This window comes from Streptomyces sp. NPDC079020 (genome assembly GCF_044542225.1).
Classification (GTDB): Bacteria; Actinomycetota; Actinomycetes; order Streptomycetales; family Streptomycetaceae; genus Streptomyces.
Genome location: NZ_JBITUB010000003.1, coordinates 287,473 through 313,422, shown reverse-complemented (window position 1 = coordinate 313,422; position 25,950 = coordinate 287,473). Strand labels below are relative to the sequence as shown.

Genomic DNA, 25,950 nt, shown 5'->3' with positions numbered 1-25,950 from the left:
TCGTCTCGTGTGGGCACGGGTTCATCCTGCCGCAGCGGCCAAGTGTGCCCGGCGAGGAGGGGTGGTAATCGCTCACCGTCGAAATGGGGTCCTGTGCCGGATGTCACGCTTCCCCGTGTCATCGGAACCCGCCAATATCTTGGGGCAGGCCCTTGTGGCCTTCGTACAGCCACCACCCGCCGCCGAACTGAGGGAGCCGTCTGATGTCCGACTTCGTACCGGGACTAGAGGGAGTCGTCGCCTTCGAGACGGAGATCGCCGAACCCGACAAGGAAGGCGGCTCGCTCCGCTATCGCGGGGTCGACATCGAGGACCTCGTCGGCCAGGTGTCCTTCGGCAACGTCTGGGGCCTGCTGGTGGACGGGGCGTTCAACCCCGGTCTGCCGCCCGCCGAACCGTTCCCGATCCCTGTCCACTCCGGTGACGTCCGGGTCGATGTGCAGTCCGCGCTGGCGATGCTCGCCCCCGTCTGGGGCCTGAAACCGCTGCTGGACATCGACGAGGCGACCGCCCGCGACGATCTGGCACGGGCCGCTGTGATGGCCCTGTCGTACGTCGCGCAGTCGGCGCGCGGCCAGGGGCGGCCCATGGTGCCGCAGAACGAGATCGACAAGGCACGGTCCGTGGTCGAGCGGTTCATGATCCGCTGGCGCGGGGAGCCGGACCCCCAGCACGTCAAGGCCGTCGACGCGTACTGGACCTCGGCCGCCGAGCACGGCATGAACGCCTCCACGTTCACCGCCCGCGTCATCGCCTCGACCGGCGCCGATGTGGCCGCCGCGCTGTCCGGCGCGGTGGGCGCGATGTCGGGCCCGCTGCACGGCGGCGCGCCGTCCCGGGTCCTCGGCATGATCGAGGAGATCGAGCGCACCGGCGACGCGACGGCGTACGTGAAGAAGGCCCTGGACCGGGGCGAGCGTCTGATGGGCTTCGGTCACCGGGTGTACCGGGCCGAGGACCCCCGGGCCCGCGTCCTGCGCCGTACGGCCAGGGAGCTGGCCGCGCCGCGCTTCGAGGTGGCGGAGGCGCTGGAGAAGGCCGCGCTGGAGGAGCTGCACGCGCGGCGCCCCGACCGGGTGCTGGCGACGAACGTGGAGTTCTGGGCGGCCATCGTGCTGGACTTCGCGGAGGTCCCGGCGCACATGTTCACGTCGATGTTCACCTGTGCCCGCACGGCGGGCTGGTCGGCGCACATCCTGGAGCAGAAGCGCACGGGCCGTCTGGTGCGCCCCTCGGCGGCGTACGTCGGTCCCAGGACGCGGAACCCGGCCGGGATCGCGGGCTTCGACCAGCTGGCGGACCTGGGCAACTGACCGCTCCGGCGCGTGCGCGGGCCGGGGGCGCCGTCCGTCGGGGCCACCGGCCGCCGAGGGCTCGCGGGGAGCGTCAGACCGACTCCAGGAGCGCCGTGTAGGCGCCCTCGGCGCTCCTGCCCTCGGCGGTTCCCGCGGGCGTGTGGGCGAGGAAGTCCGCGGTCGATCCGTTGAGGACGAGCCGCCCGGCCGCGAGGACCGACACATGGTCGGCCTCCTCGGCGAGATCGGCCACGTCATGGGTGGACATCAGAATCCTGACCTCCCCCTTCAGGCCCGCCAGCAGGTCCCGGAAGACGCGCCGCTGGCGCGGGTCCATACCGGCCGTCGGCTCGTCGAGGAGCATCACCCTGGCCTCGTGCACGAGCGCGCAGGCCACGCCCACCCTGCGCAGCTGGCCCCCGGAGAGGCGGTCGGTCCGCTCCTTGGACAGTTCGCCGATCTCCACGCGGTCCAGGGCCTGCGGGGACCGCTCCCAGGCGGCGCGCCGGTCCATGCCCTTGAGCCACCCCACGTACGCGACGTACTCCCGGACCGTGAGGGAGGGCAGCGGTGTGATGGTCTGCGGCATCCACGCCACCGCCCGGCGGTACGCCCTGGACCGCGCGGACGCCCCGTCCAGGGTCACCGTCCCGCTGCAGGGCGGGGCGACCGCGGCGGCGAGCCTCAACAGGGTGGACTTGCCCGCTCCGTTGGGCCCCAGCAGGATCGTCAGCCCGTCCGGCAGCCGGAAGTCGAGATCCCGCAGTACGGGACGGCGGCGGCGCCCGTACGCATAGGTGCAGGATTCCAGGACGACGGTCATGCGGGCCTCCGTGGGCAGAAGATGTGGAAGCCGATGCCGACGGCCAGCATCAGCACGGCCCCGGTGGTGGCGTACCAGGTGTGGGCCGGTTCGAGCAGCACGGTCCACGGATAGGGGTCACCCGGGCCGCGCAGTCCGAACATGACGACCAGCAGCGGCCACACCGCGGGCATGAGTACGGCCGAGCTCCCGAACAGCGAGCCGCACAGCAGGGTGAGTCCGGCGAGGAAGGCGGTGTTGCGGTCCAGGGTCAGGGCGGCCCGCGAGCCGGTCACCTCGGCCAGCGCGGAACCGATCGGCCCCGCGAGCGCGACGACGCCGAGGGACAGCAGGGCGTCGTACACGCGCACGGGCCGGACGCCGGAGTCCTCGGCCGGTCCGAGCCGCGAGCCCAGGCAGTTGAACAGGACCGCCGTCAGGGCGAGCGGCACGAAGAGCATGGCCTGCGCGCCCTCGGAGGTGCCGAGCGAGATCGAGGGCAGGGGCACCGGTCCGTCCTGGACCATCGCCGCCAGCAGGACGAACAGCAGCAGGCCGGCCGGCAGATGGGTGTGGACCCGGCGGGCCTTGAGCCACCACATCACGCCGCCTGCTCACAGGCGGCGGCCACCGTGCGCCGGAACCAGCCGGTCTGGTCCCGCGCGCTCATCCCGAGCACCTCGTCCACCCGCGCGCGCAGCGTGTCACGGCTGCGGGCCGTGAAGTCGGGCTCGGCCGCGAGGCGCCAGAGGTAGGTGTCCCCCTCGCCGACCTTCCTGGACACCCAGTAGTACGCCTGCCGGGCGAGGCCGGTCGCCGGAGCCTCGCAGGTGAACCGGACCGCCGCACGGGCCACTTGGTAGCGCGCGGTGCCGGGCGCGAGGGGAATGTGCCACGCGGTCGCGGTGGACGGCTGCGGGTACCGGATCGCGGTGAAGGAGTCGGTGATCGTGGCCGGCCGGGCCTCGATCCGCGCCGCCCGGAGCACCTTCAGGGTGCTGTCCACGTCCTCGCTCAGGGCGGGGAGGGCCCCGGCGCGGGCGGACGGCAGGCAGATACGGGGCTTCTCGCCCGCGCACGACACCGGCCCATGGCCCATGCTCCGCGGAGCCACGTAACTCCAGTCCTTGACCAGGGTGTACGCCCCGCCGACGCTGCCCATCGCCACCGCTGCCGCGAGGACCGGCCGCAGCCAGCGGCGGCGCGGCCCCGACCAGAGCAGCACGACGGCCGCACAGAGCCCGAGGGCGATCAGGAGCGGGGCGGCGAACGAGGACGCCGTGGGCAGCTCGCCGAACATCAGCTTGCCCGAGAGGAGTCCGGTGAGATGCCGGGGCCAGGGGAGCGTCAGGGCCACGGACCAGCCGACGAACAGGAAGTCGACGACCGCGATCACCGGAACGGCCGCGATGTGCCGCACCCGGACCCCCCAGGCGAACCCGATCACCGCGTGGGCGGCACAGAGCAGCATGGCGAAGGCGACGAGCCCGGTCCCCGCCGCGTCGGGGGGAGTCCGCTTCTGGACCAGACCGCACAGCGTGGGCAGGACCAGTATCAGCCAGGCCAGCACGACCACGGGAGCGAGGCTGTGGGCGGCGATGGTGTAGCGGGAGCGTACGGCGCCCCACTGCCACAGGTCCGACTTCCCCAGCTTGCGCGCCTCCCAGGCACCGAGCGCCGCGGCCACCGCGTAGGCCACGGGTGTCAGATTGCGCAGGACCGCGTCGACGACGGTGGGCGCGTAGCCAAGAGGATCCAGTCGCAGATCGTCCTGAATGTCGGTGAGGTAGTAGGCGAGCATGAGCAGCAGTACGACGGGCGTGACCCACATCGCGCTGCTCGACCGGATTCGGGTGAGCGCTTTCAACGGTTTCCTCGTAGCGGCTTCGGGACGGGCCGAGGCGCGGCACCCCCGCAGGGACACCGCGCCTCGGCGAGAGATTCAGCTGTCGGCCTTGGTGGTGTCCACGTTCACCTTGCCCACATGCAGAAGACAGCAACTGCCGCCCTGGCCGATCCTGTCGGCCTCGAAGAAGAAGTCGGGCTCGGACGGAAGTCCCGTCCACTCGCCGTTACTCACCGAGGAGCCGCTGTTGAAGCATTTACTGAAGGTCTTCATGCCGTAGTAGTCATTGGCCGTGAGGGCATCGTAGTCCCAGAGTTTGACGACCACGCTCTTCTTCGTGGCGTTCTCCGCCTGGCAGCCGGTGAAAAGGATCTGGCTGTAGCCTGCGTCGGCCCACTTCGTCTTCGATGTCTCGCCGTCCGTCCAGGAGTAGATATGGCTCGACCAGTTCGCCTGGGCTCCGGGGGCCGTCGCCAGCACCGCGGCGGCCGCGAGACCGATCACTGTCGAAACACACTTGGAAATTCCCACACGCATTCGAATTCCCCCTGTTCGATCCGCCGGCACCACGCCCCCATAAAGCGTGACCATGACCGGGCGGGACACACAGAGGTTAACGAGTGGTCATCTTAGGGTCAATATCCTTGAAGTTCATGCACCGCAATGAACGCTGAATTCGCACGGGTGTTTCCGGTGTTCGGAAAGCACTGGCCGGATCGGCTCTCCCGGGCAGCCGAATTCGATTTGCCCGCCCTCGCGGAAAAGTAATTTCTTGAATGGCGAACGAAGACCGGACGATCCGGCAGGGGTGGGCGGGAAGCGCGCGGAGCGGCCATCCGGGCCGGCGCACGCACGGTCCCTCATCCACCCCGCCCCTGTCAGCGTTGCCGTCCGGCAGGCTCCCGCCCCCCGAGCCCCGGGAGCCGGGATCCGAGCGCCGGTCGACCGTCTTCACTCTTTCGGGAGCGCGAAATAAGCTCTCCGGCCGAAGCTTGAGCCTCGGGATCCGAGCGCCGGGATGCGAGCGCCGAGACACGAGCGCCTTCTGTAACCGGTAGGTGGAAAAGGGGGGTTGAGAAAACCTCCCCACCCTCCCCACCCCGTCACGGCCAGCAAGTATGGCTAATCGTGACGACTTGCAACGCGACGTCGCGACTGTCTACGGTGCGAGAAACTTAACGACCCCGACGAGGTGTAACGAGCACCTGCCGGGGTCTCACCCCAAGATCGAACGGACCCGATCCCGTGGCTACCCAGAACCTTAGTCCTGCCCTGCGCGCGCCCGCATCCTCACCCCCGTACCCGATGGCGAAGCCCGGCTACGGCAAGCGGTCCGCTCCAGACCAACTACCCCGACGTGCGGGCGACTTCACACTCCTGCCCGTACGGGAGCGGTACGTCGCCGGATTCATCGACCGCCTTTCCGACGGCGCGGCGACGGACGTGAAGTGCCTGGCCAAACAACTCCCGCTGTACGGCCAGCAGGCCATCGGCTCGGCACTCAATGCCCTGCCGATCGCCGGGTATCTACGACGCGTACGGTGCCTGGTCGGCGAAGGGGACCAGGTCCGCTGGGTGTTCCGCACGTTCTGGTCCCGTACGGCACGGGACAACGAGTGGTGGAACATCCGCCTCGCTTCCGACAACACCCACGGCGCGTGCCGCACAGCATCCCAATCCGTACCCCCGCCGGAGCCGTGCCGCAAGGTCCCGCCACACCGCAGCACTGCAGCCGATCTGGGCAGACATAGAGAGCCACGGCACCATCCACGAATGCGACCCCGGCTTCGGAACCTGTGGGTCGCCGAACACGGAGAAGTACCGCAGTACCGCGAACTCCCTCTCCGAACCGCCGAGCATCAGCCCGGGCCTGATGCTCGCCCCACAGCTTGGTGTTGGCGTAGACGGAGATCGGCACCAGCGGCTGGCTTTCGGTGAATTCCTGAACACCTTCCCCGCGTCCGTTGCCGTAGACGGAGGCGGATGACACGAATACCAGCCGCTTCACCGGTGACCGCAGCGTTTCCTGCAGTACGGTCTGCGTACCGTGGAGGTTCGCCGCGAACGCGATCTCGGGCTCACGGGTGCATGCGGCGACATCCGCGTACGCGGCGGCATGGATCACGTAGTCGGCCTGCTGAACCAGCCACCGGACGGTCGCTGCTTCCCTCACATCGCCGAACACCACTTTGTGGGCGTTCACATCGATGTTAGAGATAAATGAAGTTCTGTCCCATGGCCGCCGGTACGTCGGCGTTGTGCGGGACCCAGTCCGTACCCGGCAGGCGGAGCGGCACGGGGTCGACACCGCTCTCCCGCCGAACGTGCGTGACCATGGCCGCCAAGTTCGACCGGTGCTCTGCCGAGGTCTCTGTTCCTGCATCAGCCGGAGACACTTCCCAGGTGAGCCAACGTATCGAGTCGCTCGGCGTCGCTCCGGGCGGCGAGGTGATCGTGGGCATCGACGGGGTCCTGGTCCTCGCGCACTCGCAGAAGGAACACGCGGCCGCGACCCGGCGGAAGGCCTTCGGCCCTCACCCGCTGTTCGCGTTCGTCGACCACGGCCGGGCAGGGTCCGGGGAGCTCGTCGGCGCTCTGCTGCGGCCGGGGCCCTGTGGGTGGCCGACTGATGCCGGGCCGCCGCGCCGGGTTGGACTTTCGTCGCTGGCCGTAGCGACCAATGGCCGACTCGGAGCGGGTTGAGCGGGCCTTAACGTGGATGGGTGACTCGTGTGGAAACTACGGCCCCCAGGGCATCGGCTCGCCAGGCACTGGCGGCGAGGCTGCGTTCGGCGACCCTGCGGCCGGCTGCCACGGGCAGGGCTCTCCTGGCCCCCGGAATGTGGTCTCCGTGGCGCATCGTGGGCGAATCGCTGCTGAGCGTGGCGTTGGGGCTGCTGGGAGCAGGTCTCGCGGCCCTGGACCACGGCGGCACCGTACGGATCGCTGCCGCCGGGCTGGCGATCGCAGCGCTGTCACTTCTGCGCCGGACGCTGCCCGCGACCGTGCTGCTGGTGACCGCCGTCGGCTCTGTCCCGTTCGGCGGTCTCACTCCGTTGGTCCTCGTCGCCGCGTGGTCGGCGGGGCGGCGGATCGACGGGGTCGGCAAGGCCGTCGGCACCTTCGCCCTCGCATACGTCCTCAACCTCGGTCTGGCAGTCGTGCCGGCGCTGCCCCACCTCTCACTGCCCCGCTTGGTCTTCGACGTCCTGTGGCCGCTGGTCGCGATCACCGCGCCCGGCCTGGCCGGGCTCTACCGGTCGCAGCACCGTACGCTGACCGACACGCTCCGGGAGTACGACGCCCAGCAGCAACGCGAGCGCGCGATGATCGCCGGACAGGCCCGGGCGCGGGAGCGTCAGCGCATTGCGCAGGACATGCACGACAGCCTCGGCCATCAGCTGGTGCTCATCTCGGTGCACGCGGGCGCGCTGGAGGTGGACCGCGAGCTGACCGGACAGCAGCGGGAGGCAGTGGGGGTGCTGCGCGAGGCCTCGGTGGCCGCGATGCACGAGCTGCGCGAGGTCGTACAGGTGATGCGGGACACCGCGGAGGCCCCGCACGAGGACGGCACCACCCCGGGCGTCGCGGCTGCGGCGGAGGACACCGCGTCGCTGTCGCGCGGGGTGGCGGGCATCGAGGGCCTGGCAGGGACGTCCCGGAGCGCGGGCGCGGCCGTGGAGCTGCGGCACTCCGGCGAGCCGTGCCCGCTCCCCCCGACCGCCGATCACGCGGCGTACCGCATCGTCCAGGAGGGCCTGACCAACGCCCACAAGCACGCCCCGGGCGCCCCGATCACCGTCGAGCTGCGGTATGAGCCGGACTCGCTGGTGGTGGAGGTCGCCAACGGACCCGCAACCGGGACGACGGACAACGGCCGGGGCGTGGTGAGCGGCGGCCAGGGGCTGACCGGGCTCCATGAGCGGACCCGGCTCATCGGGGGCATGGCGCACGCGGGCCCGACGGCGGACGGCGGCTTCCGGCTGGCGGGCGTGCTGCCGTACACATCGCCGGAAGGCGGTGTCCCGAGCCCCGCGCCCGGCCACGTGGCGACGACGTTCGTCGATCCGACAGGCGCCTTTTGGCAGCAGACCCCGGGGGACTCCTTGGACGAGGGTGGTCCTGTCATGAACGGGAACGGTCTGAAGGAGTTGGCCAAGGCAATGAGCAGGAAGAACGGAAGCGGCATAGCCATCGGCTGCGGGATGGCGATACTGATCCCTCTGCTGCTGGTGATCGCCGCCGTCGGCGTCGGGGGATACGTCCTCCTGGACAAGGCGGAAAAGGCCAGGATCGGGCCGAAGCAGTACGACGCGGTGACGGTGGGCCAGTCCGAGGCAGAGATCCGCAAGCAGTTGCCCAAGGAGAACCGCTTCCTGACCGACGGCCTGGAATTGGGTGCGCCGCCGGTGCCCAAGGGCGCGAAGTGCCTCAGCCTGACTTCCACGGAGTCCAGCAACAAGCCGGACGTGGAGCCGGTCTTCCGGTTCTGCTTCAAGGACGGCAAGCTGATCGAGAAGAAGTCCTTCGAGGTGAGGAGCTGAGGAGTGTCGGGCGCTCGATCAGGGATGATGGTGAGTGACCGCAGGTAGACGCTCAAGGACCGCGCAGGGGATTCATGATCAGGGTTCTTGTCACGGATGACGAGCCGCTCATCCGGGCAGGCGTCAGGATGATTCTCTCCTCCGCCGACGACATCGAAGTCGTCGCCGAGGCGGAGAACGGCCGTGAGGCGGTCGAACTGGCCCGGACCCACCGCGTGGACGTCGTGCTGCTCGACATCCAGATGCCGGTCATGGACGGACTGACGGCCCTGGACGAGCTGCACCGGACCGTTCCTGACACGCGGGTGCTGATCCTGACAACCTTCGGGGAACAGCAGAACGTACTGCGCGCCCTGACCGGGGGCAGCGTGGGCTTTCTGCTCAAGGACTCGGCGCCTGCGGAACTCATGCGCGCGGTCCGGGCTGCCGCGGCCGGAGACGCGTACCTGTCGCCGGGTGCCACCCGCCGTGTCGTGGACTCGTTCGCGTCCAGCCGGCGCGCTCACCGTGCCGAGCAGGCCCGCCGCCGGCTGGACGCGCTGACCCACCGCGAGCTGGAGGTCCTGGCGCTGCTGGGTGAGGGCCTGTCCAACGCGGACGCCGGTCAGCGGATCCATATGAGCGAGGCGACGGTCAAATCGTACGTGAGCCGGATCCTGACCAAGCTGGACTGCCAGAACCGAGTGCAGGCCGCACTGCTGGCACGAGACGCTGACCTGGGAACCTGACCACACCCCCGGCTCAGCCCAGCACCCCGCCCCCAGTCCACTCACCCCAGCGCCTCCTCCAGCACCGCCGCCCACTGGGCGACCACGCGTTCGCGGCGGGCCGTGTCGTCGGTGAGGAGGTTGGCCAGGCCCAGGCCCCGGGCCATGTCCAGGAGGCCCTGGACCGTTTCGCGCACGCCGGGGCGGGTCTCGTCGGCCCCCAGCAGGTCCACGGCGATGCGGTGGGTCTCGCGGCCCACCCGGGCTTCGAGTTCGGTGACGCGGGGACGGAGCTGGGCCTCGTTGGAGGCGGCCACCCAGAGGTGGAGCGCGGCGCGGAAGAGCGGGCCGGTGTACAGGCCGACCAGCGCCGCGACGATTTCGCTGCGGCCCTGGACGGGCAGCGCGCGCAGGGCGGCGGAGCGTTGCTCCGCGACGTATTCGACGGCCCCGGTGAACAGGTCCTCGCGGGTGGGGAAGTGGTGCTGGGCCGCCCCGCGCGAGACTCCGGCGCGTTCGGCGACGACGGAGACGGTGGAGCCCGCCCAGCCGTGTTCGGCCAGGCAGGCGACCGCCGCCTCCAGGAGCCGCTGCCGGGTGGCCCGGCTGCGGTCCTGTTTGGGGGCGTTGGGGGTCTTGGGGGGTGTCACCACACCCATGCGGGGTCCCGTCGTTCGAGGAAGGCCGTCATCCCCTCCCGTGCCTCGGGGGAGGCGAAGAGCGCTGCCGAGCGGGCGATGAGGTCTTCGGAGTGCTGGTCGAAGCTCTGCAGAACGGTAGCCGTGAGAAGCTCCTTCGATGCCATCAGCCCCTGTGGTGAGGCCCTGCGCAGTCCGTCCAGTACGGGTACGAGCGCCTTGTCGATGTCCTCGTCCGCCATCGTGACGAGGCCGATGCGGGCGGCTTCGGCCGCGTCGAAGCGTTCCCCGGTGAGGAAGTAGCGGCTCGCGGCGGCCGGGTCGAGGCGGGGCAGCAGGGGCAGGGAGATGACGGTCGGCGCGAGGCCCAGCCGGGACTCGGTGAGCGCGAAGCTCGCGCCGGGACCGGCCACCGAGATGTCGCAGGCCGCCAGGAGGCCGAGACCGCCGGCCCGGACGTGTCCGGTGACCCGGGCCACGACGGGCTTGGGGAGCGCGATGACGCCCCGCATCAGGGCGACGAACGCGGCCGGGTCGGGCGGGGACTTGAGGTCGGCGCCCGCGCAGAAGGTGTTGCCGGTGTGGGTGAGGACGACCGCCCGCACCGAGTCGTCGGCCGCGCATCTCTCCAGCGCCGCCGACAGGTCGCCGACGAGCCGCGCGGAGAGCGCGTTGCGGTTCGCCGGCGCGTCCAGGGTGAGGGTGGTGATGCCCCGGTCGTGGCCGGGCTCGGTCAGGGCCCCGGACGTCATGCGGTCATTCCCTTCTCGCGGTCGCGCAGTTCGCGCCGGAGGATCTTCCCCGACGCGGCGCGCGGTACGGCGTCGATGAACTCGGCCCGCCGGACCTTCTTGTACGGGGCGACGCGCTCGGCGACGTACGCCATGACGTCCTGCTCCGTGAGTGCCCCGGCGTCGGGTGACGGTCCGCGGACCAGATACGCCTTGGGGACCTCGTTGCCGTCCTCGTCGTACACCCCGATGACGGCCGCGTCCGCGAGGTGTTCGTGGCCCAGCAGCAGGGCCTCCAGCTCGGCGGGGGCGACCTGGAAGCCCTTGTACTTGATCAGCTCCTTGACCCGGTCGACGACGAACAGCCAGCCGTCCGCGTCGATGCGGCCGATGTCCCCGGTGTGCACCCAGCCGTCCGCGTCGATCATGCCGGCGGTGGCCTCGGGGCGGCCGAGGTAGCCCTTCATCACCTGGGGGCCCCGGATGAGCACCTCCCCGTCGGTGCCGGTCTCCGCGTCCAGGCCGGGCTCGTCGAGGGACACGATGCGCATCTCGGTGCTGGGCAGCAGCTTCCCGACGGCGCCGGGCGGCGGATTCCCGGCGGACAGCGGCACGACATGGGTGCCGGGCGACAGTTCCGTCATCCCGTACGCCTGGCGGACGGGCAGCCCCAGCCGCTCGGCGCAGGCGGAGGCGAGCGCGGCGTCCAGCGGGGCGGCGGCACTGACGATATAGGCGAGCGACGACAGGTCGTACTGGTCCACAACCGGGTGCTTGGCCAGCGCCAGGACGATCGGCGGGGCCACGAACAGGCCCGTGATCCGCTGCTTCTCGATCACGGAGAGGAAGTCCACGAGGTCGAAGCGCGGCAGCACGACGACCGTGGCACCGGAGCGCAGCGGGGCGTTCATCAGCGCGGTGAGGCCGTAGATGTGGAAGAAGGGGAGCACGGCGAGGATGCGGTCGCCGGGGCCGGAGGGAACGAGCGGACTCAGCTGCTCCAGGTTGGTCGCGATGGAGCGGTGCGTGAGCATGACGCCCTTGGGGGCGCCGGTGGTACCCGAGGAGTACGGGAGGACCGCCACATCCTCGCCGGGGTCGAAGCCGATCCGCGGTTCGGGAGCGGTGGAGCCCGCCATGTCCTGGATGGAGCGGTGGCCCTCGGCGCGGTCGCAGACGAATATCTCCTCCACACCGCCCGCGAGCGCGGCGGCCCGGCGGGCGGCTTCGAGGAACGGCGACACGGTGACGATCCAGCGGGCGCCGGAGTCGCTCAGCTGCTTGGCGAACTCCTCGGCCGTGGCGAGCGGGTGGACCGTGGTGACGGAGGCACCGGCGCGGGTGGCCCCGTAGAAGACGGCGGGGTAGGCGATCGTGTTGGGGCTGTGCAGCGCCAGGACGTCGCCCTTACGGAGTCCGGACTCGGCCAGGGCGGCGGCAACGCGCCGGTGGAAGCCGTCGAGCTGGGCGTAGGTGAGGGTGGCGCCGTTCGTCCCGTCGACGAGGGCGACGGTGTCGCCGAACCGCGCGGCCTCCCCCAGGACCGCTTCGTGGATGGGTGTGTCGAGGGCCTGGACATCTGCGTACTCGCTGCGGAACACCATGGCGGTCCCCTGAGGTCGTGGTGTGGCCGGATCGGCGCCCCCGGGCCGTGGAGCGGGCGGGGGCGCCGTACGGAGGTGGAGAAGCGGGCCGGTCCGGATCGGTCGGGAGCCAGAATCACCCGTGACGGCAGGGTCTGGGGAGACCCTGGACCGAACCCGTTCGCCGCCGCGCCCGCGTCAGTACGACTTGGGCAGACCGAGCGACTGGTGGGAGACGTAGTTCAGGATCATCTCCCGGCTGACCGGGGCGATCCGGGCCACCCGGGACGCGGTGATCAGTGCGGCGAGCCCGTACTCGCGGGTGAGGCCGTTGCCGCCGAGGGTGTGGACTGCCTGGTCGACGGCCTTCACGCAGGCCTCCCCGGCCGCGTACTTCGCCATGTTCGCGGCCTCGCCCGCGCCGATGTCGTCGCCGTCGTCGTACAGCCTGGCGGCCTTCTGCATCATCAGCCGGGCGAGCTCCAGCTCGATGTGCGCGGTGGCCAGCGGATGCGCGATGGCCTGGTGGGAGCCGATGGGCTCGCGCCACACCTGGCGGGTCCTGGCGTACTCGACGGCCCGGCCGAGCGCGTACCGGCCCATGCCGATGCCGAAGGCGGCGGTCATCACGCGCTCCGGGTTCAGCCCGGCGAAGAGCTGGAGCAGCCCGGCGTCCTCGTCGCCGACGAGTGCGCCGGCGGGCAGCCGCACGTCGTCCAGGACCAGCTCGAACTGCTTCTCCGGTGCCTGGAGTTCCATGTCGATCTGCGAGCGCCCGAAGCCCGGGGCCTCGCGCTCCACGATGAACAGGCACGGCTTGAGCTTGCCGGACCTGGCGTCCTCGGTCCGGCCGACGATCAGGGTGGCGTCGGCGATGTCGACGCCGGAGACGAAGACCTTGCGTCCGGTGAGCAGCCAGTCGGCGCCGGGTCCGGAGCCGTCACGGCGGGCGGTGGTGGTGATGCGGTGCGAGTTGGAGCCGGCGTCCGGCTCGGTGATGCCGAAGGCCATGGTGAGGCTGCCGTCGGCGAGCCCCGGCAGCCACTGCCGCTTCTGCGCCTCGGTGCCGAAGCGGGCGATGACGGTGCCGCAGATCGCCGGCGAGACGACCATCATCAGCAGGGGTGCGCCCGCCGCCCCCAGCTCCTCCAGGACTATGGAGAGTTCGGCCAGACCGCCGCCCCCGCCGCCGTACTCCTCGGGCAGGTTCACCCCGAGGTAGCCGAGCTTGGCGGCCTCGTCCCACAGCTCGCGGGGGTGGGCGCCCTCGCCGATCACGGAGGTCATGTAGTCGCGGCCGTAGCGCTTGCCGAGGGCGGCGACGGCGGCGCGCAGTGCCTGGTGCTCTTCGGTTTCGAGGACGGTGCTCATACGTTCTCCTCCGGTGCGGCGGGTTCGGTGACGACGGCGAGCAGGGCGCCGACCTCGACCTGGCGGCCGGGTTCGGCGAGCAGTGCGGTGAGGGTGCCGGCGGCGGGGGCGAGGATGCGGTGCTCCATCTTCATCGCCTCCAGCCAGATCAGTGGCTGCCCGGCCGCCACGGACACGCCCGGGGCCAGTCCGTCCGCGAGGCGTACGACGGTGCCGGGCATCGGGGCGAGCAGCGAGCCGGGTTCGGCCCGGGTGCTGGGGTCGGTGAAGCGGGGCAGCGCGGTGAAGGTGTACGAGCCGGTGGCGCCGTCCACGTACACCCGGTCGCGGTGGACGGTGATGTCGAAGTGGCGGGTGACACCGCCGGTTTCGAGGGTGACGCGGTCGGGGCGGACGGCGAGGACGCGGACGCCGGGTGCGTCGTGCGGTACCGGGCCGCCGCGGGTGGTGCGGTAGACGGCCTCGTGCTCGGTGCCGTCGGGTTCGCCGCGGTAGCGCTTGGTCTGCGGCTGCGAGGGGACGTTGCGCCAGGCCCCGAAGCGGCCGGGCCCGGGGGCGGTGCGCACGGCCTGGGCGAGGGCGGCGGCGAGGGCGGCGCGGGCCGGGTCGCCCTCCCCCGGGGCGGTGAGGTCCGCCAGGTACCGGTCGTAGAAGCCGGTGTCCGGGCGGCCGGCGGCGAAGTCCGGGTGGCGCAGGGACCGTACGAGCAGGTCGCGGTTGGTGACCGGGCCGTGGATACGGGCGCGCTCCAGGGCGCGGGCGAGGAGGCGTACGGCCTCGGGGCGGGTGGGCGCGTGGGCGATGACCTTGGCGATCATCGGGTCGTAGTGCACGCCGATGGTGTCGCCGCCGGTGTATCCGGTGTCCAGGCGCAGTCCGGGCGCGTCCGGGACCTCCAGCGCGGCCAGCCGCCCGGTCTGCGGCTGCCAGTCGCGCGCCGGGTCCTCGGCGTAGAGCCGGGCCTCGACGGCGTGCCCCACGGGCTGCGGCGGCCCGTCGGCGGGCAGCGGCTCCCCCTCCGCGATCCGCAGTTGCAGCGCGACCAGGTCGAGCCCGAACACGGCTTCCGTCACCGGGTGTTCGACCTGGAGCCGGGTGTTCATCTCCAGGAAGTACGGGCGCCCCCCGTCCGACAGCAGGAACTCGACGGTGCCCGCGCCCACATAGCCGACGGCCCGCGCGGCGGCGACGGCCGCCTCGTGCAGCCCGGCCCTCAGCGCGTCGTCCAGACCGGGTGCCGGGGCCTCCTCGATCACCTTCTGGTGGCGGCGCTGGAGCGAGCAGTCCCGGGTCCCGAGAGCCCACACGGTGCCGTGCGCGTCCGCCATGACCTGGACCTCGACATGCCGGCCGCGCTCCACGTACGGCTCGGCGAACACCTCACCGTCCCCGAAGGCGGCCGCCGCCTCGGCGGAGGCGGCCGTCACCTCGGCCTCCAGCGCCCCCAGGTCCCGTACGACCCGCATGCCGCGCCCGCCCCCGCCCGACGCGGCCTTCAGCAGCAGCGGCAGATCGGCGTCCGTCACGCTCGCGGTGTCCAGGGGCGCCAGCAGCGGTACCCCGGCCGCCCCCATCAGCTCCTTGGCCCTGGTCTTGGACGCCATCAGCTCGATGGCCTCGACCGGCGGCCCGATCCAGCGGAGCCCGGCCTCCTGGACGGCGGCGGCGAACGCGGCGTTCTCGGAGAGGAAGCCGTACCCGGGATGCACCGCGTCGGCGCCCGCCGCCAGCGCGGCGGCCACGACGAGATCGCCGCGCAGATACGTGTCCGCCGGGGCGGCCCCCGGCAGCCGTACGGCCAGGTCGGCCTCCCGTACGTGCAGGGCGTCCGCGTCGGCGTCCGAGTACACGGCAACGCCGGTGATGCCCAGATCGCGGCAGGTGCGGAAGATCCGGCAGGCGATCTCGCCCCGGTTGGCGACGAGCAGAGTGGAGATCATCTGGGGCCTCACATCCGGAAGATGCCGAAGCCGCCGCGGGCGCCTTCGACCGGGGCGGTATGGATCGCGGACAGGCACATCCCGAGGACGGTCCTGGTGTCGCGCGGGTCGATGACCCCGTCGTCGTACAGCCGCCCGGAGAGGAACATCGGCAGGGACTCCGACTCGATCTGCTGCTCCACCATGGCGCGCAGCCCGGCGTCCGCCTCGTCGTCGTACGGCAGCCCCTTCGCGGCGGAGGAGGCGCGGGCCACGATGGAGAGCACCCCCGCGAGCTGCTGCGGCCCCATGACGGCGGACTTGCTGCCGGGCCAGGCGAAGAGGAAGCGGGGGTCGTAGGCGCGGCCGCACATGCCGTAGTGCCCGGCGCCGTAGGAGGCGCCCATCAGCACGGAGAGATGCGGGACCTTCGAGTTCGACACCGCGTTGATCATCATCGCGCCGTGCTTGATGATTCCCCCCTGCTCGTACTCCTTGCCGACCATGTAGCCGGTGGTGTTGTGCAGGAAGAGGAGCGGGATGTCGCGCTGGTTGGCCAGCTGGATGAACTGGGCGGCCTTCTGCGACTCCTCGCTGAACAGCACGCCCTGCGCGTTGGCGAGGATGCCGACGGGATAGCCGTGCAGGGCGGCCCATCCGGTGACCAGGCTGGTCCCGTACAGCGGCTTGAACGCGTCGAAGTCCGAACCGTCGACGAGCCGGGCGATGACCTCGTGCGGGTCGAAGGGCACCTTCAGGTCCCCCGGCACGATCCCGATCAGCTCGTCCTCGTCGTACTCGGGCGGCTCGGCGGGCCCCGGATCGGCGTGCGCCTTGCGCCAGTTGAGCCGGGCGACGATCCGGCGGGCCCGGCGCAGCGCGTCGTGCTCGTCCACCGCGAAGTGATCGGCGAGCCCGGACGTACGGGCGTGCATCTCGGCGCCGCCGAGCGATTCGTCGTCGCTCTCCTCACCCGTGGCCATCTTCACCAGGGGCGGTCCGCCGAGGAAGACCTTGGACCGTTCCCGGATCATGACGGTGTGGTCCGACATGCCGGGGACGTACGCCCCGCCGGCCGTCGAGTTCCCGAACACGACCGCGACGGTGGGGATACCGGCGGCGGAGAGCCGGGTGAGGTCGCGGAACAGCGCCCCGCCGGGGATGAAGATCTCCTTCTGGGAGGGCAGGTCCGCGCCCCCCGACTCCACCAGGCTGATGCAGGGGAGCCGGTTGGCGAAGGCGATCTCGTTGGCGCGCAGGGCCTTCTTCAGCGTCCACGGGTTGGACGCGCCGCCGCGCACGGTCGGGTCGTTCGCGGTGATCAGGCATTCGACGCCCGACACCACACCGATCCCGGTGACGAGGGACGCGCCCACCGCGTAGTCGCTGCCCCAGGCGGCGAGCGGGGACAGCTCCAGGAACGGGGTGTCCGGGTCGAGGAGCAGCTCGATCCGTTCCCGCGCCAGGAGCTTGCCGCGCTTCCGGTGCCGCGCGAGGTACTTCTCACCGCCGCCCGCGAGGGCCTTGGCGTGCTCGGTGCCGAGTTCGGCCAGCTTGCCGAGCATGGCCTCGCGGTTCGCGGCGTACTCGGGTCCGGCGGTGTCGAGCGCGGTCGGCAGGACGGTCATGCGGTCACCTCCGGGGCGGGGGCGGGGGCGGGGGCGGGTGCGGTCCCGGCCTCGGGGGCGGGTGCGGTCTCAGGGGCAGGGGCAGAGGAAGGGGCGGTCCCGGCCTCGGGGGCGGGTGCGGTCCCGGCCTCGGCCTCGGCCTCGGCGAGCAGGGCTTCGGGGACCGGGAGGCACCGGGACCGCAGCCACTCCCCCACCGCCTTGGCCTGCGGGTCGAAGCGGGCCTGGGCGGCGACCCCTTCGCCCAGGAGGCCCTGGACGGTGAAGTTCAGGGCGCGCAGGTTCGGCAGGACATGGCGTACGACGGTCAGTCCGGCGGTCTCCGGGAGCAGTTCCCCGAACCGCTCGACGGTCAGCTCGTGCGCCAGCCACCGCCATGCCTCATCGGTGCGCACCCAGACCCCCACGTTGGCGTCGCCGCCCTTGTCCCCGCTGCGGGCACCCGCGATACGCCCGAGGGGTGCGGTGCGGGTGGGTCCGGGAGGCAGGGGTACGGGAAGGCCGGGCGGGTGCGCGAGGTCCTCCAGTACCCGGGTGGCGGGGGCCGGTGGCACCTCCTCCCGCGCCCCGTCCGGCAGGACGGCGAGGTGCGGGACGTCCCCGGCCGGTACGTGGCGGGCCTCGAACACCCCGTAGGGCGCGCCCTTCCCGGGCGGGGCGGTGACATGGAAGCCCGGGTAGCTGCCGAGCGCCAGCTCCACGGCGGCGCCCGACACGGCACGCCCGACGCGCTCGGCGTCCTGGTCCCGGACGACGAGCCGGAGCAGTGCGCCGGCGGTCTCCTCGGTGGCCGCGTCGGGCCGGTCGGTCCGGACCAGCTCCCAGCGCACCTCGGCCGGCCGGACTCCGCTCCGGTCGAAGGCGTCCTCGAACTGCGCCCGGACGAGACGTGCCTTGGCCTCGATGTCGAGACCGGTCAGCACGAAGACGACCTCGTTGCGCCAGCCGCCGAGCCGGGTGAGCCCGGCCTTGAGGGTCGGCGGCGGGGCCTCGCCCCGCACCCCCGAGACACGGACCCGGTCCGGCCCGTCCTGGGTGAGCCGTACGGTGTCGAGTCGGGCGGTGACATCGGGCCCCGCGTACCGGGCGCCGCCGGTCTCGTACAGGAGTTGGGCGGTCACGGTGCCGATGTCGACGACGCCGCCCGTACCGGGGTGCTTGGTGATGACGGACGAGCCGTCGGCGTGGATCTCGGCGAGCGGGAAGCCGGGCCGGCGCATGTCGTGCTCGGCGAAGAAGGCGTAGTTCCCGCCGGTGGCCTGGGTGCCGCACTCCAGCACATGCCCGGCGACGACGGCCCCGGCGAGCGCGTCGAGGTCGCCCGGTCCCCAGCCGAAGTGCGCGGCGGCGGGCCCGGTGACGAGGGCTGCGTCGGTGACCCGTCCGGTGACGACGACATCGGCCCCGCCCCGCAGACAGGCGGCGATGCCCGCGCCGCCGAGGTAGGCGTTGGCGGTGAGGTACCCCGCGGGCACGGGCAGGGCGTCGCCCTCGACATGGGCGACGCGCACGGGCACACCCACCGTGGCGGCCAGTTCCCGGACGGCGTCGGCCAGCCCGGCGGGGTTGAGCCCCCCGGCGTTGGCGACGATCCGAACCCCGCGCTCATGGGCGAGCCCGAGCCCCTCTTCGAGCTGGCGCAGAAAGGTGGTGGCGTACCCGCGGCGGGGGTCCTTCAGTCGGCTGCGGCCGAGGATGAGCATGGTCAGCTCGGCGAGATAGTCACCGGTGAGGATGTCGAGGGGCCCGTCGGTGAGCATGTCGCGGAAGGCGTCGAAGCGGTCGCCGTAGAACCCGGAGGCGTTGCCGATCCGCAGGGGTTCGGTCCGCGCGGGCCGTATCGGCGGGCGCGGTACCGGCGGGGTCCGCATCAGTGGCCCTTCCGGGGTGCGCGCCCGGCTCCCGCAGGGCCCGCGAACGCCTGCGCGATGTCCAGCCACCGGCCGGCGTCGGGCCCGACGGCGGTCACGGCGAGGTCGTCGCGGTGGGCGCGCCGGGTGACCAGGAGACAGAAGTCGAGGAGCGGTCCGGTGACGCGCTGCGGGGCGCCTTCGGGCCCGTACGTGATCAACTCGCCGCCGGGTACGGACAGTTCCACCCGGAACTCCTCCCCGGGCGGCTCGATCCCCCGTACCGCGTAGGCGTAGTCCCGGGCCCGGACCCCGATCCGCGCCACATGCCGCAGCCGGGCGGTCGGCGTGCGGGCCGCACCGAGGGCATCGGCGATGTCCTGTCCGTGCGCCCAGGTCTCCATGATCCGCGCGGTGGCCATCGAGGCGACGCTCATGGGCGGCCCGTACCAGGGGATACGGGTCCCCGCCGGGGCGGTGCGCAGCACTTCGTGGAGCCGCTGCCGTCCCGCCCGCCAGCGCGCGAGCAGGGCGTCCGGGCCGTGGGCGGCCACCAGTTCGCCGGCGGCCTCGTCCACGAAGGAGTCGGGGCGCTCCAGCGCCTTGGTCACCTCGCCGGCGAACGCCCCGGGGTCGTTCGCGGCGAGCAGCGCGACCTCGTCGGTCCAGGAGAGGTGGGCGACCTGATGGGCGACGGACCACCCGGCGGCGGGCGTCGCGAGAGCCCACTGCTCGGGCATCAACTCCCCTACCATCAGGTCGACTTCTCCGCTCTCGTCGAGCAGGTCGTCGAGCAGGCCGCCGATCACGGCTGCGGCATCGGACACGTGCGCTCCCCTCGGGGCAAGGCGTGGTGCCCAGGAGCATGTCAGCGCCCCGGAAAACAAACAAGCATGCTTGCATGATTTTTGACGCGCCAATCGGCGGGCGGCTTGTCGGAGGGCGGTGCGAGGATGGGGACGCGCCCCGGGAAGGAGACGACCGGGGCGCGGACGAGGGCAGGTTTCGAGCGGTCGGAGGCAGCATGGCCAAGGAATTCCAGGTGACTTACGACTGCGCCGATCCGGGCGCGCAGGCGGCGTTCTGGGCCGAGGCGCTGGGCTATCGCGTCCAGCCCCCGCCGGAGGGCTTCCCCGACTGGCCGTCCGCGCTGACGGCGTGGGGCGTACCGCCCGAGAAGCACAACAGCCGTTCGGCCATCACGGATCCGGACGGCAAGGGGCCGAGGGTGTTCTTCCAGAAGGTCCCGGAGGGCAAGACGGCGAAGAACCGCCTGCACCTGGATCTGCGCGCGGCACCCGGCCAGACCGGGGACGAGCGGATGGCCACGCTGGAGGTGGAGGCCGCCCGGCTGGAGGAGCTGGGCGCGAAGCGGCTGTACCGGCTCGACCCCGATGGCGTGGACGAGGGAATCATCGTGATGGCCGACCCCGAGGGCAACGAATTCTGCCTGGACTGAGGGCGGGGCGGACTGAGGGCGGGGCGGGCCGGGGGCTGGGCGGGCCGGGGACTGGGCGGCGGCCTGCGCGCCGTCCGGCCCGTCAACTGCCGAGCCCGTTGGTCAGTTGATTCCCCGGATCCCTTCGCACGACGCCACCGGTCGCGCCAAGGCACCCCGCGCGACGTCACTCCCCGCGCGAGGCGGCCTCCGCCATCCGGGCGGTGGTGCTGGCGCCGTCCAGGGCCTCGCGCACGATGTCCGCGTGGCCGCTGTGGTGCGCGATCTCCCGGAAGACGTGCATCAGGGCGTGCCGGACGGTCCAGCTGACCGGCTCCGGCGGCGACCACGGGTACTGCGGCAGTGTCACCGTACGGTTGAGATCGGTCTCCTCCCGCACCGCACGGTCGAACTCCCCTGCGGCCACGTGAAAGGCGTCGAGCGCGCCGGCCAGGGTCTCGGTGTCGGTCAGCCGGTTGCCGTCGGGGTCGAGGTCGGACCAGCCGACCTCGGCCGGTGCCGTGCCGTCGACCACGTCGAGCCAGCCGCGCTGCACCTGCGCGAGATGCTTGACCAGCCCGCCGAGTGTCAGCTCGCTCACCGTCGTACGGGAGCGGGCCTGCTCCTCGGTGAGGTCCGCGACGGTGTAGAGGAAGTTGGTGCGCTGGTCGGCGACCAGTGCCAGCAGGTCCTCGCGCTCCACGGACTGAGGGAGGTCCGAGCCGGTCGATGTCATCGTGCCGTCCTTCTGATCGTTCTGGATCAACCAGCCGATTCTGCGCCCCGCGACCGGCCGGACGATGGCATTCCGGCCAGGTCGTCCCAGGTGGACCCGTGTGGACCCGCGCGGACCGCGCATGGCCCGTCCCCGTCGCCGGGCCGGTGACCGCGCTCAGACGCGGCGGACCCGCCAGAGCCACACGGCCGCACCGACCATCAGGGCGAGGCTTCCCAGGTTGCCCAGAAGGGCCTGCATTTCGCCCGCTTCCCAGCCACTGATCACATTCCAGGTGACGATGACGGTGGTCGGCACGATGACGGTGAGCAGTACACCGGTCGTCTTCTGGACGGCGGTCCAGTGCACCGAGGTGCAGAGGAGCACCGCGCCGGTGACGCGGAACAGGAAGCCGAACACCGCGCCGGGATCGAACGCCGCGTCGGGGCCGATGGAGAAGATCATCGTGAAGGGCAGCGCGAGGGTGAGCATCAGGAGCGGGACCAGGGGGTGGACCTTCCCGCGCCGGGCGGGCACGCCGGCACCGCTCCCGGCCGGAGCCCCGGCGGTCGCGGCGGTCCCGGCGGTCGCGGGGGTCCCGCCGCCCGCCTCGGCCAGTGCTGTCGCCGCGATCGTGCGGGGGTCCCCCAGCTCCGCGAGGATCTCGCCGATCGCGGCGTCGGGGCGTTCGGCGCGCGTCACCTCTATGTGCTCGGCGAGGTCGGCGAGGAGCTCCTGCCGACGGTCGGCGGGGAGCGCGGAGGCCTCGCGCTCGACGGCGGAGAGGTAGTCGCGTACGGGTTCGGCAGAAGTCTTCATGCGTGGTCTCCGGTGGGGGGATGCGGGGTGGCCAGGAAGGCGTCGACGGCGTTGCGGAAGCCGGGCCAGACGCGGGTGAACTCGTCGAGTGCGGTCCGGCCGCTGTCGGTGAGCGCGTAATAGCGACGGGGCGGTCCGGAAGCGGACTCCTGCCAGGTGGTGGTGACCAGGTCGTCGCGGCGAAGCCGGGAGAGCAGCGGGTAGACCGTGCCCTGGCTGGTGGCCAGGGCACCGGAGTCCTCCAGGGCGTGGAGGAGTTCCACGCCGTAGCGGGGGCGGTCCCGCATCAGCGCGAGTACGCAGTACTCCAGGACGCCCTTGCGCAGCTGGGCGGCTGCCCGAGCCTGCTTGGTCGAATCACCTGGTTCCATGCGATGCAAGATACCGGACGGCGGGCGTGGAAGGGAAGGCGAGGCGCGGACCCCCTCGACCTGCGCCTCCCTCTCCTTCCCGGCAGCGGGCCGCCCCCTCCGGCCCACCGGGACCGGGCGTCGCCCGCGCATCGCCCGCATCGCCCGCAACCGGCTCCTGGCGTGCGGCGCCCCGAAGGTGCCGGATGCGGAGTGGAGGCAACGGCAGGTACGAGCGGAACTGTCCAGCCGCCGGCAGCCGGGACACCAGCGCCCCTTCGACCAGCTGGCAACCGAGGTTGCGACGTGGCGGGAGAGGGCATTGCCCGGAACGCCTTGAGTGTCCCGGGCAGGGTGTGTGAGTGGCAGCGGCGGGGCTACAGGGAGAGCCGCAGGTCCCAGCCGTCGCCGATGCTGTTCAGGGCGGGGGTGTAGGTGGCGGGGGCGGGGCGCCCTGCCTCTTCCCACTGCGTCAACCAGTCGCGGAGCACGGTCAGGGACGGGGAGTCGGGGGCGTCGGCGAGGATCGTGCCGTCCTGTTGGATGACGGCGGCCGTGGTGGTGGTGTGGCCGATCGCCCACATGTCCGGTGTGAGCACGGCCATGGTGAGGCTGTGGTCGCTGCGGGTGGCGGCGAGAGTCCGCCAGGACGGCAGGTCCATTTCCTCACCGTGGTACAGCTCGGTGTGCGCGTCCGTCAGCAGCCGACCCAGCGCTGTGCGGGCCCTGGTGTGCAGCTGGTCGTCCTCGCCGCGCCAGGCGATGGAGATCCAGGAAGGGGCGGGAAGACGGTTCTCCCAGTCCACCCACCGGCCGGGCAGGTCCAGGTCGGTCTTGGGTGAGCTGGTCGCCTCGATGTACCCGCCGGTGAACACCTCCTCGACGATCGGTTCGCCGCCGGTGACGCGGATCTTGGCGACGACGGCCATGTTGGGCACGGCCGCGATCGGCAGCGGCGCGACGATCAGGCCTCCGTCGACGACCTGGTCCACCCACGCCTTGGGCAGCAGCGGCGGGGTGCACCAGGCCACCATCCGGTCGTACGGGGCCCGCTCGGGAAAGCCGCCGGTGCCGTCCGCAGCGAAGCAGCGGACGTGGTCCACACCGCGCTCGTGGTGGATAAGGCCCGCCCAGCGGGTCAGGTAGGTGTCGATGTCGAGGCTGGTCACCTGCCCGGTGGGGCCGACGAGATCGGCGAGCAGGGCGCCGGAGTAACCGGAGCCGGTGCCGAACTCCACGACGTTCATGCCCGCTTCGACGCCCAGGGTGGACAGTTCGCGGTGGATGACGGCCGGGTTCGAGCGGTGCGGTGTGGCGCCGCGGCCTTCGTGGTGGGTGTAGTGGCGCTCGGGGACGGTCTCGGCAGCCAGGGCGACGGCGGACATCAGCCTGGGTACTTCCTAGATAAAGCTCACAAGGCGCTGCACAACGGCTGAGCATTAGGCCGCGTCCCATTTATGGGCGCGGCCACCCCGCCACTCCACCCACCGCGGGTCATCGAGCAGAAGATCTGGATCCAGCAAGCCCGCGTCAGCGAGGAAGACGGTCAGGTCGTGATCCGAGAAGGCCAGCCCCAATATCTGGCCGCGCACAGTGACACGCCGCCCGCCGGAAGGCGACGGTCGGTGCACGATAATGGGTGCTGTGCGCATGAAGCCAGCGTGCAACGGAGATCGTCCTACCGCATCCCGGCCTTGCCTGAGCAGTACGCCAGCACCATCGATGCAAATTTCGTTGAGCAGAGCGATATGGCCATCGACCCAGCAGGGCGATGGCCATATCTGAGCGACCGGCCCGAAGGTACGAGCTGCGCACGACCGTCTACGTACGTGCCACGTGCTGGTACGCGCCAGCTTCGACGGTGGTCACACACTCAGCAAATGCGGAACGCGGTCTCTCCCACGGGTCGGGGACATCCTGGTCGCCGAGGTACAGCACCACGTGCGGGCCGGCGTCCGCGGCCGGGAGCTGTTTCAGAGCGGCGAGCACGGTGGCGTCCATGGCGAGTACGACATCGGCCCATGCGAGGAGTTCTTCGCTGACCTGGACGCCGCGATGGGTGCTCAGGTCGTAGCCGTGCTCGGCGGCGACCTCGATCATGGTGGGGTGGGCGGCGCGCCCTACGTGCCAGTCGCGAATGCCGGCGGAGCGGACCTCAACCGCGGTCCCGCCGTGCTGGGCGAGTACGGCTGCCGCGAGCGGGGCGCGGCAGTGACAGCCCATGCACACCGTCAGGATCCGCCGGGGCCGGTCGGCGCTCACGGTGTGACGACTTTCTCGACCTCGATGGCCAGCACCCCGAGTGCTTCCTTCTCCGCGGGGAAGATGTCGCGGATCGCGCGCAGCTGCTCCTCGACGGTGACCGTGGGGTTGATGTCGGCCGCGTTCTCGTGGTCGAACATCTCGTCAAAGCTGTCGTACCTGGTGACGCGCTTCACGCGGGTCAGGGTGTTCTCGGCGCGGCAGGTGAAGCGGATCTGGTCGCCCGCCTTGATCCGCAGCATCGAGGAGTAGGCGACGCGCACCTCGACAGTCTTGGACCCGTTGGCGATGAGGTCGTAGTACTGCTTGTAGATCGGCATGTCCCGGGACCGGGGGGTCGTGGCGAGGTGGGAGGGGCGCGAAGCCATGAGACGTCCTAACTCCTGTGAGGTGAAACTTCGGAAGAAGTGCTTGGGGTCGGTCAGCAGGTGGCCGACCATCCAGAGCAGTGCGTCGACGTACTGGTCGGTGGTGCCGGGCCAGTCGGTCGTGGAGAGCATCCACGGTTCGACGCCGGGGAAGTCGCTGATCGCGGCCGCGCGTATGAGCGACTTGGACAGCTTGCCGCCGGTGTCGGACAGCACCTGGGGGGTGAAGATCCGGACGGGCATTGCGCGGGCCGGGGTGCCCAGCTCGGCGAGCGCCCCGTCGACCAGCTGGCAGCCGAACGCCCAGTCGCCGCCCTTGAGCATGACGTGCAGGGTCCGGGTGTTGCGGGTGAACGCCCGTTCCTTCACCACATTGCGGTACAGGGTGGCCAGGTCCAGATAGCCGCCGTCCATGGGATCGATGCACAGCTCGTAGGGGCCGTGGTCGTGGCAGATCGCGGAGAACACGGCGCCGTCGCCGTCGAGCCGCACCAGTCGGGTGCGTTCTGCCCGCTTCTCGGCCCATCCGCATGTGGGGCAGGGCAGCCGGGTGTGGACCACACCCGTGGACGGGTTCAGCCACCACCGCAGATCGTCCAGGACCTCCAGGGTACGGAGGAACTCGGCCCGGAACGCGGGGCTGGCCTGCTGGTCGCTGTACGTCTCGGTGCTGTACTCGACGTCGGTGGCGTCCGACAGGGAGTCGAAGAAGGGCCGATAGTAGCCGTCGATCAGGGTGGCGACGCCGTCCTTGCCGAGCGCGTGGTGGTACGTCTGCTGGTAGGCGTGGTGGGTCTCGGGGTCGAGGACGATGTCGTACGGGGCGTTGTCGAGCGCCCCGAACTTCACCGCGGTGTCGGTGCGGAACACGCGCCGGGCCTGCTGGGCGAGGAGGAACGCCGACGCCTGGACCAGGTTCGTGCCCAGGTGCGGGGCGCCGTTGATCTGCGTGCCGACGACGAACTCGATGCGTTGGGGGCGCATCGCCTGCACGCGGGGGCGGATCATGTCGATGGTGCGCAGTAGGGCATTCGCGAGGACGCTGTTCGGTGAGATCAGGGTCGGTGCTGTGTGCGCGGACATG

25 protein-coding genes and 2 pseudogenes are annotated in these 25,950 nt (G+C 71.4%); 6 read left to right on the top strand and 21 right to left on the bottom strand.

The window, feature by feature from the left end; all coding sequences use genetic code 11:
* Window positions 1-203 precede the first annotated feature (203 nt).
* A complete protein-coding gene (locus ACIGJO_RS08595) occupies window positions 204-1,313 on the top strand; it encodes a citrate synthase 2 (RefSeq protein ID WP_399954016.1) in 1,110 nt (369 codons plus the stop codon).
* 73 nt (window positions 1,314-1,386) lie between these two features.
* Here the strand turns inward: ACIGJO_RS08595 and ACIGJO_RS08590 are convergent, their stop codons facing one another.
* From ACIGJO_RS08590 to ACIGJO_RS08575, 4 genes are all read right to left on the bottom strand, one after another.
* The gene (locus ACIGJO_RS08590; protein ID WP_399954014.1) at window positions 1,387-2,118 is read right to left on the bottom strand and encodes an ABC transporter ATP-binding protein; all 732 of its coding nucleotides are present in this window, start codon (window positions 2,116-2,118) and stop codon (window positions 1,387-1,389) included.
* Window positions 2,115-2,699, bottom strand: a complete 585-nt coding sequence (locus ACIGJO_RS08585) for a hypothetical protein (protein ID WP_399954011.1) — start codon at window positions 2,697-2,699, stop codon at window positions 2,115-2,117. Before ACIGJO_RS08585 ends, ACIGJO_RS08590 begins: the two co-directional genes overlap by 4 nt.
* A complete protein-coding gene (locus ACIGJO_RS08580; protein ID WP_399954008.1) occupies window positions 2,699-3,928 on the bottom strand; it encodes a hypothetical protein in 1,230 nt (409 codons plus the stop codon). Before ACIGJO_RS08580 ends, ACIGJO_RS08585 begins: the two co-directional genes overlap by 1 nt.
* Before the next feature lie 111 nt (window positions 3,929-4,039).
* Complete coding sequence (locus ACIGJO_RS08575) at window positions 4,040-4,474, bottom strand: hypothetical protein (RefSeq protein ID WP_399954005.1); 435 nt, start codon at window positions 4,472-4,474, stop codon at window positions 4,040-4,042.
* A gap of 714 nt (window positions 4,475-5,188) precedes the next feature.
* Between ACIGJO_RS08575 and ACIGJO_RS08570 the strand changes: the two are divergent.
* A pseudogene (locus tag ACIGJO_RS08570) lies at window positions 5,189-5,582 on the top strand (MarR family transcriptional regulator); the annotation flags it as partial.
* Between the two features lie 264 nt (window positions 5,583-5,846).
* Here the strand turns inward: ACIGJO_RS08570 and ACIGJO_RS08565 are convergent.
* A pseudogene (locus ACIGJO_RS08565) lies at window positions 5,847-6,116 on the bottom strand (NAD-dependent epimerase/dehydratase family protein); the annotation flags it as partial.
* Window positions 6,117-6,153: 37 nt separating this feature from the next.
* Window positions 6,154-6,279, bottom strand: a complete 126-nt coding sequence (locus ACIGJO_RS08560; protein WP_399954002.1) for a hypothetical protein — start codon at window positions 6,277-6,279, stop codon at window positions 6,154-6,156.
* A gap of 67 nt (window positions 6,280-6,346) precedes the next feature.
* On the opposite strand from ACIGJO_RS08560, the gene ACIGJO_RS08555 reads away from it, so the two are divergent.
* From ACIGJO_RS08555 to ACIGJO_RS08545, 3 genes are all read left to right on the top strand, one after another.
* Window positions 6,347-6,646: a hypothetical protein gene (locus ACIGJO_RS08555; RefSeq protein WP_399953999.1), complete on the top strand. Its 300-nt coding sequence runs from the start codon at window positions 6,347-6,349 to the stop codon at window positions 6,644-6,646.
* Between the two features lie 137 nt (window positions 6,647-6,783).
* Window positions 6,784-8,487, top strand: coding sequence for a sensor histidine kinase (locus tag ACIGJO_RS08550; RefSeq protein WP_399953996.1), 1,704 nt, complete (start codon window positions 6,784-6,786; stop codon window positions 8,485-8,487).
* 74 nt (window positions 8,488-8,561) lie between these two features.
* Window positions 8,562-9,215: a response regulator gene (locus ACIGJO_RS08545; RefSeq protein WP_399953993.1), complete on the top strand. Its 654-nt coding sequence runs from the start codon at window positions 8,562-8,564 to the stop codon at window positions 9,213-9,215.
* Window positions 9,216-9,256: 41 nt separating this feature from the next.
* Here the strand turns inward: ACIGJO_RS08545 and ACIGJO_RS08540 are convergent, their stop codons facing one another.
* The 8 genes from ACIGJO_RS08540 to ACIGJO_RS08505 form a co-directional block, all read right to left on the bottom strand.
* Window positions 9,257-9,853 (bottom strand): TetR/AcrR family transcriptional regulator, encoded by a 597-nt coding sequence (locus ACIGJO_RS08540; RefSeq protein WP_399953990.1) that lies wholly within the window; start codon window positions 9,851-9,853, stop codon window positions 9,257-9,259.
* On the bottom strand, window positions 9,841-10,584 hold the full coding sequence (locus tag ACIGJO_RS08535; RefSeq protein ID WP_399953987.1) for an enoyl-CoA hydratase family protein: 744 nt from the start codon (window positions 10,582-10,584) through the stop codon (window positions 9,841-9,843). Before ACIGJO_RS08535 ends, ACIGJO_RS08540 begins: the two co-directional genes overlap by 13 nt.
* On the bottom strand, window positions 10,581-12,167 hold the full coding sequence (locus ACIGJO_RS08530; protein WP_399953984.1) for an AMP-binding protein: 1,587 nt from the start codon (window positions 12,165-12,167) through the stop codon (window positions 10,581-10,583). Before ACIGJO_RS08530 ends, ACIGJO_RS08535 begins: the two co-directional genes overlap by 4 nt.
* Window positions 12,168-12,344: 177 nt before the next feature.
* Entirely contained in the window at window positions 12,345-13,517 is a 1,173-nt protein-coding gene (locus ACIGJO_RS08525; RefSeq protein ID WP_399953981.1) for an acyl-CoA dehydrogenase family protein, read from the bottom strand.
* Window positions 13,514-15,457 (bottom strand): acetyl/propionyl/methylcrotonyl-CoA carboxylase subunit alpha, encoded by a 1,944-nt coding sequence (locus tag ACIGJO_RS08520; protein WP_399953978.1) that lies wholly within the window; start codon window positions 15,455-15,457, stop codon window positions 13,514-13,516. Before ACIGJO_RS08520 ends, ACIGJO_RS08525 begins: the two co-directional genes overlap by 4 nt.
* An 8-nt stretch (window positions 15,458-15,465) precedes the next feature.
* On the bottom strand, window positions 15,466-17,064 hold the full coding sequence (locus tag ACIGJO_RS08515; protein WP_399953975.1) for an acyl-CoA carboxylase subunit beta: 1,599 nt from the start codon (window positions 17,062-17,064) through the stop codon (window positions 15,466-15,468).
* Window positions 17,061-18,935, bottom strand: coding sequence for an acyclic terpene utilization AtuA family protein (locus ACIGJO_RS08510; RefSeq protein ID WP_399953972.1), 1,875 nt, complete (start codon window positions 18,933-18,935; stop codon window positions 17,061-17,063). The genes ACIGJO_RS08515 and ACIGJO_RS08510 overlap by 4 nt, the downstream gene beginning before the upstream one ends.
* Window positions 18,935-19,741 carry a TIGR03084 family metal-binding protein gene (locus ACIGJO_RS08505; protein ID WP_399953969.1) on the bottom strand — a complete coding sequence of 269 codons (807 nt, stop codon included), beginning with the start codon at window positions 19,739-19,741 and terminating at the stop codon, window positions 18,935-18,937. The genes ACIGJO_RS08510 and ACIGJO_RS08505 overlap by 1 nt, the downstream gene beginning before the upstream one ends.
* A 197-nt stretch (window positions 19,742-19,938) precedes the next feature.
* Between ACIGJO_RS08505 and ACIGJO_RS08500 the strand changes: the two genes are divergently transcribed.
* Window positions 19,939-20,373: a VOC family protein gene (locus ACIGJO_RS08500; protein ID WP_399953966.1), complete on the top strand. Its 435-nt coding sequence runs from the start codon at window positions 19,939-19,941 to the stop codon at window positions 20,371-20,373.
* A gap of 166 nt (window positions 20,374-20,539) precedes the next feature.
* On the opposite strand, the gene ACIGJO_RS08495 is transcribed toward ACIGJO_RS08500, so the two are convergent.
* From ACIGJO_RS08495 to ACIGJO_RS08465, 7 genes are all read right to left on the bottom strand, one after another.
* Window positions 20,540-21,118 carry a DinB family protein gene (locus ACIGJO_RS08495; protein ID WP_399953964.1) on the bottom strand — a complete coding sequence of 193 codons (579 nt, stop codon included), beginning with the start codon at window positions 21,116-21,118 and terminating at the stop codon, window positions 20,540-20,542.
* A gap of 126 nt (window positions 21,119-21,244) precedes the next feature.
* The gene (locus ACIGJO_RS08490) at window positions 21,245-21,886 is read right to left on the bottom strand and encodes an HAAS signaling domain-containing protein (protein WP_399953961.1); all 642 of its coding nucleotides are present in this window, start codon (window positions 21,884-21,886) and stop codon (window positions 21,245-21,247) included.
* Entirely contained in the window at window positions 21,883-22,257 is a 375-nt protein-coding gene (locus ACIGJO_RS08485) for a PadR family transcriptional regulator (RefSeq protein WP_399953959.1), read from the bottom strand. Before ACIGJO_RS08485 ends, ACIGJO_RS08490 begins: the two co-directional genes overlap by 4 nt.
* 356 nt (window positions 22,258-22,613) lie before the next feature.
* Window positions 22,614-23,621: a protein-L-isoaspartate O-methyltransferase gene (locus tag ACIGJO_RS08480; protein ID WP_399953956.1), complete on the bottom strand. Its 1,008-nt coding sequence runs from the start codon at window positions 23,619-23,621 to the stop codon at window positions 22,614-22,616.
* Between the two features lie 54 nt (window positions 23,622-23,675).
* Complete coding sequence (locus tag ACIGJO_RS08475; protein WP_399953953.1) at window positions 23,676-23,888, bottom strand: hypothetical protein; 213 nt, start codon at window positions 23,886-23,888, stop codon at window positions 23,676-23,678.
* Window positions 23,889-24,057: 169 nt separating this feature from the next.
* Window positions 24,058-24,498: a low molecular weight protein-tyrosine-phosphatase gene (locus tag ACIGJO_RS08470; protein ID WP_399953950.1), complete on the bottom strand. Its 441-nt coding sequence runs from the start codon at window positions 24,496-24,498 to the stop codon at window positions 24,058-24,060.
* Window positions 24,495-25,949 (bottom strand): ASCH domain-containing protein, encoded by a 1,455-nt coding sequence (locus tag ACIGJO_RS08465; RefSeq protein ID WP_399953947.1) that lies wholly within the window; start codon window positions 25,947-25,949, stop codon window positions 24,495-24,497. The genes ACIGJO_RS08470 and ACIGJO_RS08465 overlap by 4 nt, the downstream gene beginning before the upstream one ends.
* Between the last annotated feature and the right edge of the window lies 1 nt (window position 25,950).